This is a genomic window from Photorhabdus heterorhabditis (genome assembly GCF_001280945.1).
Lineage (GTDB): Bacteria > Pseudomonadota > Gammaproteobacteria > Enterobacterales > Enterobacteriaceae > Photorhabdus > Photorhabdus heterorhabditis.
Genome location: NZ_LJCS01000033.1, coordinates 19,326 through 36,622 on the forward strand (window position 1 = coordinate 19,326; position 17,297 = coordinate 36,622).

13 protein-coding genes are annotated in these 17,297 nt (G+C 44.0%); 2 read left to right on the forward strand and 11 right to left on the reverse strand.

The window, feature by feature from the left end; translation table 11 throughout:
- Positions 1-10: 10 nt before the first annotated feature.
- The 9 genes from nuoI to hexA all read right to left on the reverse strand — a co-directional run bounded on the left by nuoI (position 11) and on the right by hexA (position 10,966).
- The gene (nuoI, locus tag AM629_RS12430) at positions 11-553 is read right to left on the reverse strand and encodes an NADH-quinone oxidoreductase subunit NuoI (protein ID WP_015833669.1); all 543 of its coding nucleotides are present in this window, start codon (positions 551-553) and stop codon (positions 11-13) included.
- Positions 554-567: 14 nt separating this feature from the next.
- Positions 568-1,545, reverse strand: a complete 978-nt coding sequence (gene nuoH, locus AM629_RS12435) for an NADH-quinone oxidoreductase subunit NuoH (RefSeq protein ID WP_054479375.1) — start codon at positions 1,543-1,545, stop codon at positions 568-570.
- On the reverse strand, positions 1,545-4,268 hold the full coding sequence (gene nuoG, locus AM629_RS12440; protein ID WP_152911998.1) for an NADH-quinone oxidoreductase subunit NuoG: 2,724 nt from the start codon (positions 4,266-4,268) through the stop codon (positions 1,545-1,547). Before nuoG ends, nuoH begins: the two co-directional genes overlap by 1 nt.
- 75 nt (positions 4,269-4,343) lie before the next feature.
- Positions 4,344-5,708: an NADH-quinone oxidoreductase subunit NuoF gene (gene nuoF, locus AM629_RS12445; protein WP_054479379.1), complete on the reverse strand. Its 1,365-nt coding sequence runs from the start codon at positions 5,706-5,708 to the stop codon at positions 4,344-4,346.
- Positions 5,705-6,253, reverse strand: coding sequence for an NADH-quinone oxidoreductase subunit NuoE (nuoE, locus tag AM629_RS12450; protein ID WP_054479381.1), 549 nt, complete (start codon positions 6,251-6,253; stop codon positions 5,705-5,707). Before nuoE ends, nuoF begins: the two co-directional genes overlap by 4 nt.
- Before the next feature lie 2 nt (positions 6,254-6,255).
- A complete protein-coding gene (nuoC, locus tag AM629_RS12455) occupies positions 6,256-8,055 on the reverse strand; it encodes an NADH-quinone oxidoreductase subunit C/D (protein ID WP_152911999.1) in 1,800 nt (599 codons plus the stop codon).
- Positions 8,056-8,187: 132 nt separating this feature from the next.
- Positions 8,188-8,862, reverse strand: coding sequence for a NuoB/complex I 20 kDa subunit family protein (locus AM629_RS12460; RefSeq protein ID WP_015833663.1), 675 nt, complete (start codon positions 8,860-8,862; stop codon positions 8,188-8,190).
- A 16-nt stretch (positions 8,863-8,878) separates the two neighbouring features.
- On the reverse strand, positions 8,879-9,328 hold the full coding sequence (locus AM629_RS12465) for an NADH-quinone oxidoreductase subunit A (protein WP_072161882.1): 450 nt from the start codon (positions 9,326-9,328) through the stop codon (positions 8,879-8,881).
- A 708-nt stretch (positions 9,329-10,036) separates the two neighbouring features.
- A complete protein-coding gene (gene hexA, locus AM629_RS12470; protein ID WP_054479387.1) occupies positions 10,037-10,966 on the reverse strand; it encodes a transcriptional regulator HexA in 930 nt (309 codons plus the stop codon).
- Positions 10,967-11,781: 815 nt separating this feature from the next.
- Here hexA and AM629_RS12475 point away from each other — a divergent pair.
- Positions 11,782-12,996, forward strand: a complete 1,215-nt coding sequence (locus AM629_RS12475) for a pyridoxal phosphate-dependent aminotransferase (protein ID WP_054479388.1) — start codon at positions 11,782-11,784, stop codon at positions 12,994-12,996.
- An 848-nt stretch (positions 12,997-13,844) separates the two neighbouring features.
- The gene (yfbR, locus tag AM629_RS12480; protein WP_054479390.1) at positions 13,845-14,438 is read left to right on the forward strand and encodes a 5'-deoxynucleotidase; all 594 of its coding nucleotides are present in this window, start codon (positions 13,845-13,847) and stop codon (positions 14,436-14,438) included.
- On the opposite strand, the gene AM629_RS12485 is transcribed toward yfbR, so the two are convergent.
- Positions 14,435-16,267, reverse strand: a complete 1,833-nt coding sequence (locus tag AM629_RS12485; RefSeq protein ID WP_054479392.1) for an SLC13 family permease — start codon at positions 16,265-16,267, stop codon at positions 14,435-14,437. The genes yfbR and AM629_RS12485 overlap by 4 nt on opposite strands.
- Positions 16,268-16,464: 197 nt before the next feature.
- Positions 16,465-16,920 (reverse strand): terminus macrodomain insulation protein YfbV, encoded by a 456-nt coding sequence (gene yfbV / locus AM629_RS12490; protein WP_054479394.1) that lies wholly within the window; start codon positions 16,918-16,920, stop codon positions 16,465-16,467.
- Positions 16,921-17,297: the final 377 nt, after the last annotated feature.

Sequence of the window (17,297 nt, forward strand, 5' to 3'; positions counted from 1 at the left end):
ATATCGCTCCTTACGGCAACAGACTTTTAACGTCGATGGGTTTCGCTTCGTTGTCGGCTTCACCTTTTGATTTGCCGTCAATTGCCATACCTGTCTTACGGTAAAAGTTATAATCAGGATATTTACCTGGACCTGAAATCGTCAGGTCATCTTTTTCATACACCAAATCCTGACGTTTAAACTCACCCATTTCGAAATCTGGTGTTAATTGGATCGCAGTAGTCGGACAAGCTTCTTCACACAGACCGCAAAAAATGCAGCGTGAGAAGTTAATGCGGAAAAACTCTGGATACCAACGACCATCTTTATGCTCAGCCTTTTGCAATGAGATACACCCCACCGGGCAAACTGCCGCACAAAGGTTACAAGCAACACAACGCTCTTCACCATCCGGATCACGCGTTAGCACAATACGGCCACGGTAACGGGGTGGCAGATAAACCGGTTCCTCTGGATACATTTGGGTTTCGCGCTTATGAAAGGCATGCAGGCCAATCATCCAAATACTGCGTACCTGGGTGGCGAAACCAACCACTAACTCTTTCAATGTCATGGTTCATTCCCCCCTTATTGAGCGTTGTACAAAATCACTGCCGCAGTCGCCAGCAGGTTAAGTAAGGTCAGCGGCAAACAGATTTTCCAGCCAAATGCCATTACCTGGTCGTAACGTGGGCGCGGTAAAGATGCACGTATCAGGATGAACATCACCATGAAGAATGCTGTTTTCAGCGCAAACCAGACAAACGGCGGCAGGAATGGACCATGCCAACCACCAAAAAACATTGTCACAATCAGGGCAGAAACCGTGACAATACCGATATATTCACCAACGAAGAACAGGCCAAACTTCATACCGGAGTATTCAATGTGGTAGCCATCAGCCAGCTCCTGCTCTGCTTCCGGCTGGTCAAATGGGTGACGGTGACACACCGCTACACCAGCAATAGCAAAAGTCAGGAAACCAAAGAACTGGGGAATGATATTCCACATGTGTTCCTGTGCATTGACGATATCTACCATATTGAAGGAATCTGCCTGAGCAACAACGCCCATAAAAGAGAGGCCGATAAACACTTCATAACTCAGGGTTTGTGCAGAAGCACGCATCGCCCCCAGTAACGAGTATTTGTTGTTACTTGACCATCCAGCAAACAGGACCGCATAGACAGCCAGACCTGCCATCATCATGAAGAACAAAATACCGATGTTCAGATCTGCGGCCATCCAAGTCGGGGTGACCGGTACAATGGCAAACGCTAGCAACAGAGAAACGAAACCAATCACTGGTGCTAAGGTAAAGATCAGTCTGTCAGCAAAACGGGGGACCCAGTCCTCTTTAAAGAACATTTTAATCATGTCAGCGACGATCTGTAATGATCCCCCCCAACCTACGCGGTTTGGTCCATAACGGTTCTGAAACAATCCCAGCAAGCGACGTTCACCAAAGCTCATTAAAGCCCCACAAACAACCACCACTAATAGGATCACCACTGCCTTCAGAATAGCAATCAGCACATCAATAACTTCGGGGGTTAGCCAATTCATCATACAACCTCCCGCAAATTATTCACTGAAACACCCGCCATGACTGGAGGAATGCCCGGCATTCCCATTGGTAAACCAATCTGCCCCTGAGCAAGATTGTCACTCAGACGGACTGCCAAACGCAGTTGCTGACCAAAACAATCAAACTCCAGAATAGAACCGATTTTCACACCCAGTTGATCCGCATCTTTACTATTGAGCATCACATAAGGCTCCGGCATACGTTCCTGAATCACATCAGAACGCTGGGTTAATTCCTCACTGCCAAACAGGTGGTGGTAAGGAGCCACTATCCATTGGTTATCCTGTACAGTAAATTCCGCCGGAATCTGATCAAAATAGTTCAGACCACCGTCAGTTGCTTCAATCAAGCGTATACCGGGATCGCCAAAGCGCAGATGCCCCCCCACTTCCGACTGGAATTTATTCCAAGCCTGCGGTGAGTTCCAGCCCGGTGCCCATGCAAACGGAATCTGTTGACGATATGCATCAGGGCTATTGTTACCTTCCATCGAGAAAGCAAACGGCGAGTCAATATCTTGTGGTTGACGTTGCTCATGTACACTAAGATTTGCCAGCATAGCGGTACGACCACTGTAACGGTGCGGTGAACGCGCTAACTTCTGACCACGAATACGGAATGTAGAATCTGGTGCCGCATCAACAATGCCTTTAAGTTGTGGCATCACTGCAACGCAGGCATCAATAACATGGTCAAGCTGAATCCAATCCAAATGACGTTCGGTATAAGTTGCATGCAGGGAGTGCAACCAACGCCAGCTCTCCAGCATCACCACTGATTTGTCATAGAAAGAGGGTTCGAAAACCTGGAAGTAACGCTGCGCTCGGCCTTCCTGATTCACCAATGTACCGTCACTTTCTGCAAAGCTGGAAGCCGGCAGAACCAAATGGGCTTTATCCATGATAGCAGTGCGCTGATGGTCAACTACAACCAAGCTTTTCAAATTGTTCAGAGCATTGTCTACCTGATCCTCTGCGGCATGCCGATAGAGATCATTTTCCATCACGATAGCCGTATCAGATTTACCACTGCTTATGCGTCGCAAAGCCGCATCCAATGGCTGAGCTTCCATCATTGCCAATCCAATGCTGTTCGCATAAATGGCAACAAACGATAACCCCACATCTGAACCTTTGTCTTTCAGTGCCCAAGCAACATTGGCCGCCGCCTGAATGATAGCGTCATTACCAACGTTACTACCGCTGATAATCAGTGGTTTCTTCGCGCCAATCAATGCCTGCGCAATCATATCCACTTTAGCTTTCAGTTCATCCGACAGATTTTCAACCGCCGGCGCAGTGTTATCCAATGCATGAGCGATTGCGAAACCAAAACGAGCTTGATCATCAACCGGTGCACGGTAATTCCACGCAGCAATATCATCCAGACGAGTATCATCTACGTTAGTCACAAACAGGGGATATTTAGCACGCTGACCAATATTCATCACAGCCGCAATCTGCCAGTCAGCGACTTTCTGGGCAGCTGCCATTTCACGGGCTTTGCCTTTCACCGCCTGACGAACCGCCAGTGCCATACGAGCACCCGTCTGGGTTAAGTCTTCACCCAAAATCAGCACCGCATCATAGCTTTCAATTTCACGCAGTGATGGCGTATAAACACCACCTTGCTGAAGAATTTCCAGCATCATATCAAGGCGGTGCTGTTCAGCAGCAGAGATTCCGCTATAGAAGTTTTCCGCCCCCACTAGCTCACGCAGTGCAAAATTACTTTCCAGGCTGGCACGAGGTGAGCCGATACCAATGGCATTTTTGGCCTGGCGCAAAATATCTGCCCCACCCTGCATTGCCTGTTCAGCATTAAGTGCGATCCAGTGATCACCACGTAATTGCTGTGGCTGACGAGGCCGATCTTTACGGTTCACATAACCATAACCGAAACGACCGCGGTCACACATAAAATAGTGGTTTACCGTACCGTTATAACGGTTCTCGATACGGCGTAATTCACCATAACGCTCCCCCGGGCTGGTGTTACAACCGATGCTGCACTGCTGGCAGATGCTTGGCGCAAACTGCATATCCCATTTACGGTTATAACGCTCGGAATGGGTTTTATCCGTGAATACCCCGGTTGGGCAAATTTCTACCAAGTTACCGGAGAATTCACTTTCCAGAGTGCCGCTCTCAGGGCGACCAAAATAGACGTTATCGTGAGCACCATAGACACCAAAATCAGTGCCGTCAGCATAGTCTTTGTAATAGCGAACACAACGATAGCAGGCAATACAGCGGTTCATTTCATGAGAAATAAACGGCCCTAGTTCCTGATTGTTATGAGTACGCTTAGTGAAACGGTATTTACGGAATGTATGACCCGTCATCACAGTCATATCCTGCAAATGACAGTTGCCCCCTTCTTCACACACGGGACAATCGTGCGGATGGTTAGTCATCAACCACTCAACCACACTCTCACGGAACTGTTTAGCTTCTTCATCGTCAATAGAGATAAAGGTGCCATCCATTGCCGGAGTCATACAGGACATAATCAGACGACCGCGCGTATCATCCGCATTTTGATATTGCTTTACCGCACACTGGCGGCAAGCGCCAACGCTTCCCAGCGCCGGGTGCCAGCAAAAATAAGGAATATCTAGCCCTAAAGAGAGGCAAGCTTGTAACAGGTTATCAGCCCCGTCTACATCATATTTTTTGCCGTCTACATGTATCGTAGCCATAGTCAGCATGCTTCCAAGTGACCTGCTTTTCAGCAAGTGTTAATCAAAAATTCTGCTAATTTCGTGAAGAATCCATTACCAACGCTGCTTTAGCAGGTTTGACTGGATACCCGCAATCAGGTGGGTGTTTCCATAGTCTTTGGTCACAATTCCAGCTTCGAATTCATCACGGAAGTATTTGATGGCACTCTGTAATGGTTCCACAGCTCCCGGTGCGTGGGCACAGAATGTATTACCCGGCCCAAGGAAGCGACAGAGCTGCTCCAGCGTTTCAATATCCCCTGGCTGTCCTTCTCCACGCTCTATTGCGCGCAGAATTTTCACACTCCATGGCAATCCATCACGGCACGGTGTACACCAGCCACAGGATTCACGGGAAAAGAATTCCTCAAGGTTACGCGTCAGAGAAACCATGTTAATTTCATGGTCAACAGCCATTGCCAATGCAGTTCCCAGACGGCTGCCCGCTTTAGCGATATTTTCGAAATCCATTGGCAGATCCAGATGTTCGGCAGTCAGGAAATCTGTTCCTGCACCACCGGGTTGCCATGCTTTGAATTTCAGGCCGTCACGCATACCACCAGCATAATCTTCAAGAATTTCACGAGCAGTGACACCGAATGGCAGCTCCCACAATCCCGGATTTTTCACCCGACCAGAGAAACCCATCAGTTTGGTACCGGCATCTTTACTTTTGCCTTCACTCAAGCCGATATACCATTCTTTACCGTATTCTAAAATTGGGGGAACATTACACAAGGTTTCAACATTGTTGACACATGTTGGCTTACCCCATGCACCAGAAGTTGCTGGGAATGGAGGTTTTGAACGAGGGTTAGCCCGGCGGCCTTCCAGTGAATTAATCAGTGCAGTTTCTTCACCACAGATATAACGCCCTGCCCCAGTATGAACAAACAGCTCAAAATCAAAACCGCTGCCCATAATGTTTTTACCCAGCAAACCTGCTGCTTTGGCTTCTTCAATGGCTTTACGCAGATGCACAGCCGCTTCCACATATTCACCACGCAGGAAGATATAACCACGATAAGCCTTCAGGGCAAATGCACTGATCAGCATCCCCTCCACCAGCAAGTGAGGAAGTTGCTCCATTAGCAAGCGGTCTTTATAAGTACCCGGCTCCATTTCATCTGCGTTACACAACAGATAACGGATATTCATGCTTTCATCTTTTGGCATCAGGCTCCATTTAAGGCCAGTGGAGAAACCTGCACCGCCACGGCCTTTCAACCCGGCATCTTTTACCAGAGAAACCACTTCATTTGGAGCCATGCTTTTCAGTGCTTTTTCAGCACCGCGATAACCGTTCTTACTACGGTATTCATCCAACCATACTGGCTGTTTGTCATCACGTAAACGCCAGGTAAGAGGATGGGTCTCCGCAGTACGGATCATTTCTTTTATTCCTGAATATGCTGTCATGGATACTGCTCCAATAACTTTTCGATCTCTTCAGGTTTTACAGAACTGTGAGTATCGTCATCGATCATCATGGTCGGACCTTTATCACAGTTACCCAGACAACACGTTGGCAACAGCGTAAAACGCCCGTCTTGTGTAGTTTGCCCTGGACAGATATTCAAATGTCTTTCAATTGCAGCTTGAACATCCTGATAACCAGTAATATGGCAAACCACACTGTCACAATAACGGATAATATGACGGCCCACTGGCTGGCGATAAATCTGACTGTAGAACGTTGCCACACCTTCAACATCACTGGCTGGAATACCAAGAACATCAGCAATCGCATAAATGGCACCATCCGGCACCCAACCACGATGCTTCTGCACAATTTTCAGTGCTTCTATAGAAGCAGCGCGCGGATCTTCATAGTGGTGTTTTTCCTGCTCAATAGCATCGTGCTCTTCGGTACTCAGCACAAAATCTGCTTTTGCCTGAGACACTGTCACGTTAACCACATCAAGGCGCGCCTGTTGCTCATTCGCGTTAATTTCTCTTTGCATAGTTAGCGATCCACATCAGACATAACAAAATCGATACTGCCCAGATACACGATCAGGTCAGAGACCAAACCACCGCGGATTACCGAAGGAATCTGCTGCAAATGCGGATAACTCGGTGTACGGATACGAGTACGATAACTCATGGTACTGCCGTCACTGGTCAGATAGTAACTGTTGATACCCTTGGTTGCTTCAATCATCTGGAAAGACTCATTTGCTGGCATTACCGGCCCCCATGACACTTGTAAGAAGTGATTAATCATGGTTTCAATATGCTGCAAAGTACGTTCTTTTGGTGGTGGAGTCGTTAGTGGGTGATCTGCTTTGAATGGGCCTTCAGGCATATTGTCCAGACACTGCCTCAGAATACGTAGGCTCTGACGCACTTCCTCTACTTTCAACATCACACGGTCATAGCAATCACCGTTATTACCAATTGGCACTTCAAAATCAAAGTTTTCATAACCGGAGTATGGGCGCCATTTACGCACATCAAACGCAACCCCCGTTGCCCGTAAGCCTGCTCCAGTCGTACCCCAATCAAGAGCTTGTTTAGAATTATAGGCAGCAACGCCTATAGAACGGCCTTTCAGGATGCTGTTCTTCAGTGCCGCCTTCACATAGGAATCAAGACGTTTAGGTAGCCAGTCCAGCAAATCGCGCAACAATCTATCCCAACCCCGCGGCAAGTCATGAGCAACACCACCAATGCGGAACCATGCCGGATGCATACGGAAGCCTGTAATAGCCTCCACCAGATCATAAACTTTCTGTCGGTCAGTAAAGGCAAAGAACACTGGCGTCATCCCGCCAACATCCTGGATAAAAGTCGAGATATACAACAGGTGACTGTTAATACGGAATAGCTCCGATAACATGACACGAATGGTTTTCACCCGGTCCGGCACTTCAATACCAGCCAGTTTTTCCACCGCGAGTACATAAGGCATTTCATTGACGCAGCCACCAAGGTATTCAATGCGGTCGGTATAAGGGATATAGCTGTGCCAAGACTGACGCTCACCCATTTTTTCCGCACCGCGATGATGGTAACCAACATCAGGTACACAATCGACAATCTCTTCACCATCCAACTGAAGAATAATACGGAATGCACCATGAGAAGAAGGATGGTTAGGCCCAAGGTTAAGGAACATGAAATCCTCATTCTCAGTACCGCGTTTCATCCCCCATTCTTCTGGTTTGAAAGTCAATGCTTCCATTTCCAGATCTTCTTTCTGCCTGGTCAGCTCGAAAGGATTGAACTCTGTCGCACGAGCCGGATAATCCTTACGCAACGGATGCCCTTCCCAAGTTGGTGGCATCATAATGCGGCGTAAGTTCGGATGACCATTAAAGACAATCCCAAACATTTCCCATGTTTCGCGCTCATACCAATTGGCATTTGGGAATAGAGGCGTTGCAGTCGGGAGATTCAGGTCTTTCTCACTGAGCGCAACCTTCAACATGATGTCGCGATTACGCTCAATAGAAAGCAGGTGATAAAACACAGAAAAGTCTGCATCTGGCAGACCCTGGCGGTGAGTACGCTGACGTTCATCCATGCCATGCAAATCAAATAGCATGACATAAGGTTTAGGCAGCTTCTTCAGGTAAGTCATTACTTCCAGTAATTGTTCACGCTTCACCCAGACAACCGGTATACCGGTACGAGTTGGCTGAACAGTAAAGGCATCCGGGCCAAAATGGTTACGCAGTTCGCTCACTACCGGATCATCAAGATGGTCATGAGTTTGCCACGCAGGCCGGGCGCTTTCTTGCGCTATCTGATCTATCATCATTTTTCACCACAACGCTTTGATCAGTGTTTGTTTTGATCAGGATTAGTATCGCAACACATTGCTCTGGTCACATTCATTAGGCTGTTTTGTCTGTCATGTACCAATAACGCCTACTGCCTAAAAAGCAGATTTTTAAACTTCATCCGGTGTACGCAGATTTTTCACTGCAATACGTTCCCCGTGCTTACGTTCTCTTTCTGACTGCATATTGGCACGGTAAACCCCTTGATCTCCCACTACCCACGACAATGGACGGCGCTCTTTACCGATAGACTCCTGTAACAACAACAGAGCTTGCATATAAGCTTCAGGGCGGGGAGGACAACCAGGGATATAAACATCAACGGGGATGAATTTATCGACTCCTTGCACCACAGAGTAGATATCGTACATACCACCAGAGTTAGCACATGCTCCCATGGAGATAACCCACTTCGGTTCAAGCATCTGGTCATAAAGGCGCTGAATAACCGGAGCCATTTTGGTAAAGCAGGTTCCAGCTACCACCATAAAATCTGCCTGACGAGGCGATGCACGTAAAACTTCAGCCCCAAAACGGGCAACGTCATGAACAGCAGTGAATGATGTCGCCATTTCCACATAACAACAGGAAAGACCGAAGTTGTAGGGCCACAGGGAGTTTTTACGCCCCCAATTCACCAAATCATGCAGAGCATGCTCCAGTTTGCCCATGTAAACACTACGGTGGACATGTTGTTCTAGTGGATCAGCGACAATTTCCTGTTTTTGCAGGGGATAACGGTCATTCTCACCGTTCGGATCTATGCGGGTGAGCGTATAATCCATCTTTAATGCCTCGCTATTACTGCGGATGACTGTTATTAGTGTTAATTACAACACTTGGTTTATTTACCTGGCGACTTGATCGGGATGGCGTCCAATTCAGCGCACCGATACGTACCAGATAGAACAAGCCTGCCAGTAACACCAAAATGAAAATACTTGCTTCGATAAAGCCTAACCAGCCACTCTCTTTAATGGAGACTGACCATGCATATAAGAACAGAGCTTCAACATCGAAGATGACGAAAAACATGGCGACCAGATAGAACTTTGCCGACATGCGGAGACGAGCACTGCCGACAGAATCAATACCTGATTCATAAGGGATGTGTTTTGCCCGGGCTTTAGCTTTCCCGCCCAAGAAAAACGCCCCTAACAGCATCAAAGCACACAGACCGAAAGCACCTAAAAGAAATACCGCGAATGCCCAGTGATGGGCAAAGAGTTCAGTGGATGTTGACATACTCATTGCTTACTCATCAAAAGTGGTGTCAAAAATGTCTGCTCTTTTGTCTGGCAGTGTTGCACCACATCGATTCAAGGGAAGGGGTAACAACCAAATCTGAAACACTACTAATCAATGATTGATGGAGTGGATCTTCTTGGTTTTTACTCCTCTCAACAATATTTTGTCTGTTATGACAAAATTAATCTAACATTTATTTACAAACAGCAAACTTGATCTTAACGGATTGTGCTACCAAGCTGCTAAAACGTGTCAGTCAGTTGACACATAAACAGCAGCGGAAACTAGTTTAACCGATAACTCGCTTTTACTACATCATTATCTCAGGAAAAACCTGCCTTTCCACTGTCTCATAGGGAATATTTCTTTGATCAAGTACACAATTTAGCAGAAAAAATTTTGAATGCTGATGATAATTCATTCAAATCTGAAGAAATTATATTTTCTTATACATCGATAAGAGAAATGCTCTAATTAACTATAGAAATTCTTATTTTATCAATTAAACAAATTATTACCTTGTTAACAAAGTAACAATTTGTTAACCAAATCATAAGGAAATTAGGAAAAAAGCTACCGTATATTCAGCAATTAGCATAACGGTAAAATAAGGTGTGTTTAGTTGATAATTACTTATAAATATATTTGAGATGCTAATACCTCCTGATCATCCATAATGGAGGTATTAGCTAAGGGTGAATGTTTCAGATATTACTCATCGATATTATCGTCACCATCAGAAGGCTCTTCAGCAAGACTAGATATCGTGTATGGTGTTTTCTTATTCTCTATTGCACTAAAAACAGTCAGAACAGATTCATTTTGTTCATTACTATGTCTATATAGAGAGAACTGGGTTTCAGGCAAACGAGGAAGTCCTTCACTCTCACCTAGAATACGCAGATCAGCATTTTGCATTTCTAAAGGACGGGCAGTAATCCCCACTTCCGCATTGACTGCTGTGCGAACCGCAGACAAAGAAGCCGCTTCATAAGCAATCCGCCACGACACTCCCACTTCATCCAGCGTATCTAATGCTAACTGGCGAAATGGGTTAGTTTCATCCATCACAACCAGCGGAATAGGTTCGTTTGGCTGTAGCTGGAAATCTGGAGCGCAATGCCATAATACTGGGGTTGAGCGCAAAACAGTCCTTGGGTGGTGACTGATCTTCGCGGTGGTCAGTGCCAAATCGATCTCATGGTTATCCAACATACTTTCAATAAATTGAGTTCGTTTTATACGAACATCTATTGCCATACGCGGATAAACAGAAGCAATACGATTTAACAGAAAAGGGAGCAGTGTATCCACAGTGTCATCGGATGCCCCGATTCTCAACTCACCTTCTGCATCGCTATAGGTCAATGATGCGCTGGCATCATCATTAGCGCGCAGAATTTGTCTTGCATAACCAAGAAGTTGAAGACCATGTTCTGTAAGAAGCTTATTACGGCCATGGCGGGCAAACAACTCTCTACCTACCAACTGCTCCAAACGTTGCATTTGCTGACTTACAGCCGATTGCGTTCTGCATACTGCTGCTGCTGCTGCTGCAAAAGTATTTAAATCAGCAACAGCAACAAAAGTTCTTAGCAGATCGAGATCGAGATTCATTATCGGACGATTTGCATTTATCATTGTTTATTCATCACTTTTTTTTGATTTTAATTACTAACTAACCTGGTGTTTTTACGTAAGCACTATCAAATTAAATAACATCGATGATTAGACAGTACTCTACTCTATTAAATAGGGCAAAGATTTACTGCTGTTTTTTTACCTATTGAACCCATTGTGGGTTTTATTTTCTCCTCTTCTTAGCAAAAGTTACTCGGATTCCTAAATAGAACTGAGGACAATCCCTATTTACAACACCCTATATGTGATTTCTAGTTTGATTATTTTGTTTTCTGACTCACGTCAAAGAATAACATAAGTTATATCAGAAAAACTAAATATAAAGTAAAAATCTTCAATATTGTTAATGTTTAATAATCCTATTCAGATAAATTTACAACTAGTTTCCAGAAATGCTCAAAAATATTGTTCGAACTTTCTAAAATATATAGTACTGAATTGCCAATTCAAGCCAAATCTTATACATAAGAATAAATTATACAAACATAATGATTTTTATTGGCAAATTGAGCTATGCGCATTTTCTCCCCGTAATCGCCAGACACACTGCTTTAACGTTAAAAACATCTCATTTCCACACTAAAAAACAACAACATCAAAGAACATAAATCCAATAATACTTAAAAATAAAGAATTTAAATCCAACTTAATGAGCATAAAAAGACACTAAAACAACCACATCCTTACTAACACAATCATTTTAACCAAATATATCAACACACCTTCAAAACGTCAGGCGGGAAGAGTACATTAAATGTTACACACTATATGCTAACGAACCCCATTTTCTACCAAGATTTAAGGTAAAATTCTCAATGCTAACAGTTAAAAAATCCAGCAAACTCGATAATGTTTGTTATGACATCCGCGGACCTGTGCTCAAAGAAGCTAAACGCCTGGAAGAAGAAGGTAATAAAGTCCTCAAGTTAAATATTGGTAATCCAGCACCTTTTGGTTTTGAAGCACCAGATGAAATCTTGGTAGATGTTATCCGTAACTTACCAACAGCACAGGGTTATTCAGATTCAAAAGGCTTGTATTCTGCGCGTAAAGCCATCATGCAACACTATCAAGCCCGCAATATGCTGGATGTGAGTGTTGAAGATATTTATATTGGAAATGGTGTTTCTGAATTAATCGTTCAGGCAATGCAAGCATTACTGAATACCGGCGATGAAATGCTGGTTCCTGCTCCTGATTATCCTCTCTGGACCGCAGCCGTTTCACTTTCTAGCGGTAAAGCCGTACATTATATGTGCGATGAAAACTCAGATTGGTTTCCTGACCTGGATGACATCCGTAACAAAATTACTCCCCGTACACGTGGAATTGTGATTATTAACCCCAATAATCCAACGGGTGCTGTATATAGCAAAGCATTGCTATTGGAAATTGTTGAAATAGCGCGTCAGCATAATTTAATCATTTTTGCTGATGAGATTTACGACAAAATCTTATATGACGATGCCGAGCATCATTCAATTGCTGCACTCGCTCCAGATCTGTTAACGGTAACGTTTAACGGATTATCTAAAACATATCGCGTGGCAGGTTTTCGTCAAGGCTGGATGGTATTAAACGGTCCGAAAAAGCACGCTAAAAGTTATATTGAAGGCTTAGAAATGTTGGCATCAATGCGCTTATGTGCAAATGTGCCAATGCAGCACGCGATTCAAACCGCTTTAGGTGGTTATCAGAGTATCAGCGAATTCATTTTACCTGGTGGTCGTTTATATGAGCAGCGTAACCATGCATGGGAATTAATTAATCAAATCCCCGGCGTTTCCTGTGTGAAACCCAAAGGGGCTTTATATATGTTCCCAAAAATTGATGCTAAGCGTTTTAACGTTCACGATGATCAGAAAATGGTACTTGACCTCTTGTTACAGGAGAAGGTTTTGTTAGTGCAGGGAACCGCATTTAACTGGCCAGAACCTGATCACTTCCGCATAGTGACACTGCCAAGACTCGATGAATTGGAAATGGCGATTCAGAAATTCGCCAGATTTATTGGCAAATATCATCAGTAAAAAAATCAGAGCCGTTTGTTAAAACGTAAGTCCTACTGATAATGAGCATTATTCACGCCATATCCACACCATGAGTTTTATCAGTTGTAGAAGAAAACCCATTTCTTCTACAACCAACAAATTAGTTTGCTTAATTCTTCTTCACTGACAAAACATCACCTGCCAGATACAGATCCTTGATAGTAATTTCCAATACTTGCTTTACTGACATAAGATGATAGTTCTTTACAGAATAAAGCCAGTAAATTTTCATTTTTTACCGGTAACAAAGGTTAATTTTTTTTATTTTATAGGGGTCTTATAGTGATTATATAAGGATTTTTAAAGACAAAAAAGAATTAAACATTGCATTTGTTAAACTTGATAAAAAAGAGTACTTGAAGTAATAGTGACCTATTGTAAATTAGGTGAAATATTTGTATACAATTTGTATGCAAAATGGAATGGAAAAATAAATTTCTTTTAAAAAATATTTCCATTACGATTATAACGTTTCCGGTAATAGTAAATGTAAATTAACCAGTCATCTTGGGGATGTTATACTGCTGGTCTCCAGTTAACGAATATTGTTAATGTGTTAGCTAAGAGTATTTCCTGCTTAAAGTCAGGGATAAATTAACAAGCGACTTCAAAATTTACTTATACCCAATAGATTTCAAGATGGATCGCGACGGCAAGGGAGCGAATCCCCGGGAGCATAGATAACTATGTTATAAAGAACTATGTCATAGAGAACTCTGTGACCGGGGTAAGTGAGTGCAGCCAACAAAGAGGCAACTTGAAAGATAACAGGTATATCTCTGCCAACCACTCACAACAAAAACGATGTTCCATTGTAAGAGATGATTATGAGCCACTTTTTCGCCCACCTTTCCCGTTTGAAACTGATTAACCGTTGGCCGCTTATGCGCAATGTGCGTACAGAAAATGTCTCCGAGCATAGTCTACAGGTTGCTTTCGTCGCTCACGCTTTAGCTATCATCAAAAACCGCAAATTTAACGGCAATGTGAATGCTGAACGTATCGCGTTGCTGGCCATGTATCACGACGCCAGCGAAGTTATCACCGGGGATTTACCGACCCCAGTCAAATATCACAATCCACATATTGCTCGTGAGTACAAAAAGATAGAAAAAATCGCGCAAAAGAGATTGCTGGAAATGCTACCAACAGAGTTGCAAGAAGATTTCCGTTCAATACTGGATGACAGCCAGCATACAGAAGAAGAAATTTTTATTGTTAAACAAGCCGATTCCCTGTGTGCTTATCTCAAATGTCTGGAAGAACTTTCGGCAGGTAACAGTGAATTCAATCTGGCAAAAACCCGGCTTGAAAAAACCTTGGCTGATCGCCACAGCCAAGAGATGGATTATTTTATGCAAGTTTTTGTACCGGGGTTTAGCCTGTCACTCGACGAAATTAGCCTCGATATCCCACATTAAAATGGGAACAACCAAGGAATAACCAGCACACTTATCACCATCACCAACAGGGTAAATGGCACCCCCAGACGGACAAAATCAGAGAATTTGTAACCACCTGGGCCAAGAACCAAAGTATTAACGGGTGATGAAACTGGAGTCATAAATGCGGCAGAAGCTGCCACACCAATAATCATGGCAAATGGCATGGGTGATACAGCCATTTCACGCGCAGCCGCAATAGCTATCGGTGCCATTAATACCGCCGTTGCCGTATTAGAAATAAACAAACCAATAATGGCACAAAGCACGAACAGACATAACAACATCACCCTTGGCCCCATATCACCGGCAATATCCATCAGACCACGGACAATTAGATCAATCCCACCCGTTTTCTGTAACGCCAATGCAAATGGCATCATGCCGACAATCAGAATTATGCTAGGCCAGTGAATGGATCGGTAAGCACTTTCCATATCAATACAGCGGAATTTTCCCATCAACAGACAAGCTATCAATGCGGCAATCACATTGGGTACTTCATCAGTCAACATCATGGCAACCATCAGCACCAGACTAAAAAGTGCATGTGGAGCCTGTGATGTTGCTGGTGCCACCTCCTCAATCTCAACGGGCAGATTGAGTACAATAAAATCGCGCATTTTGGTTTTCAGGACGCTGATCAATTTCCAGTCACCAATAACCAGTAAAATATCCCCAAGTTGTAGTGGCTCATCCACCAGTTTGCCCAACAACGGCTCACCATCACGCCGGATGCCAACAACATTCAAACCATAACAGGTACGAAAACTCATCTCGCGTAGAGACTTACCCAGCAAATCTGACTCCGGGATCAGCGATACTTCAGCCATACCCACATTACGGGATTGCGCAGAAAAATACTCTCCACGCAGCACCATCGGCTCCAATAATTGCTCACTGCAAAACTCCCGCAAATCCACGTCACTGTCTGACATATCAATCAGCAATACATCTCGTTCTCTCAGTTCTGTATTCCCAGTCGCGTTAACCATAACACGCCGGAAGCGCCGCCAACGCTCAATACCAACGACATTAGCCCCATAGCGGGCGCGCAGATTCAATTCATCCAGAGAGAAGCCAATCAACGGGGAATCTTGCCGGATTGCCAGACGACGAGCACGACCGGATAATTTATAATCGCGGATAAGATCACGGAAAGTACGGCGGTTCCATTTGTCACGCCCCTTATCCGGCTGATTGCTTCCCAGCCAATGACGAGCAATCAACATATAGCTAATGCCAGCAAACAGAATCAGAAAACCAATAGGTGTAATTGAGAAAAATTTGAAACCAGGCAGCCCTTCACGGATTAACTCACTGTTAACCACCATATTAGGCGGCGTCGCTACCAACGTCATCATTCCACTGATAAGCCCGGCAAAACTCAGAGGCATCATCAACCGCCCTGGAGAAATTTGCATTCTTGCCGCAACACTGAGCACAACGGGAATGAAAATCGCGACGACCCCTGTAGAACTCATGAAAGCACCAAGCCCCGCAACAGTCATCATCAATAAAACCAACATCTTGGTTTCGCTGTTTCCGGCAACTTTTACCAACCAGTCCCCCATTTGATAAGCGACACCCGTTCTCACCAACCCCTCACCAATAACAAACAAGGCCGCTATCAGTAAGACATTGGGATCACTGAAACCACTGGTTGCTTCACCCAGTGTCAGCGTTCCACTCATGACAAATGCAATAATCACCAATAACGCAACAATATCCATACGCAATTTATTGGTGGTAAAAAGAACGATAGCTATCAATAACAGGGTCAATACCCACAAGAGTTCACTATTCAAAATGGCCTCTATCAACGAAAAAGAAGATATGTCGAAAACTTCATCTTGATTAGTAGACTATTTTATTGGGGGAAAATCTCTAATTACGATCAACAACATGCCTGTTTTTTGCCATGAGCCGCTATTTTATCTGCTGATTTCTCAATCACCGATTTCAAACACCAATCGACCTGATCCAATCTCATGATATTTTCCAGCTAAATATCATCAAAAAACGACCGATCAAGTTGTTTAAATGCCCGTTTGAGAATTTCAGCAAGAGATTGATAAGTAGGCGTTTGCTGCACAGGTGCCATTGCAATACCTGCTTCGGCAAATTTATCACGGATTTCATGAAACCATTTCAGCAATGCCACAGGTAATGGTGTTGATGCCCGTTTCCCCAACCACCATAACCCCTGTATTGGCAAACTACATGCAAATAGTGCAGTCGCGATAGCGGGGCCAAGTTGACCACCCAAAGCGATTTGCCACGTCAGGGTAAAAATAGCCAATGGTGGCATAAACTGGATACCAAAACGGGTTGCCTTAATAACCCGGTTTTCAGGAAACATTGGCGCCAGTTGCTTCTCAATCGGCCAGGTCTTCATATATTTTTGACCCAGTTGCATCTTCTTTATCCATCCGCCACTGGCAGGAGGCATTGCGTTCATCATGACCTCGATCAATTTAAAACATAATTTTTAAAAAAAGGTTGTAAATGATAAAATATTTTTTGTAGGATTAAGTATATTTTGTCTTTACTGCTAGCTATCGGTATCCTACACCCACTTTTATGCTGAACACAGCGGTAAAGCGGCATTTTTTACCTTTTTCACTGCATTTAGGCTCATTTTGTTAACAAATCACCTTATATCTTAACATTAGGGCAGCAAAAAAAGGTTTTTTTGAAAATTTACACCTTATCATCATGCTCTTTGCACTTAGCATGATGTTAATCATTTAATGTCATCACTATTATGCGCTACGCTGATGAGTAATTGACGTTTTATTAATCACATGTCTTATCTGTAAGACTCATTGACAAACA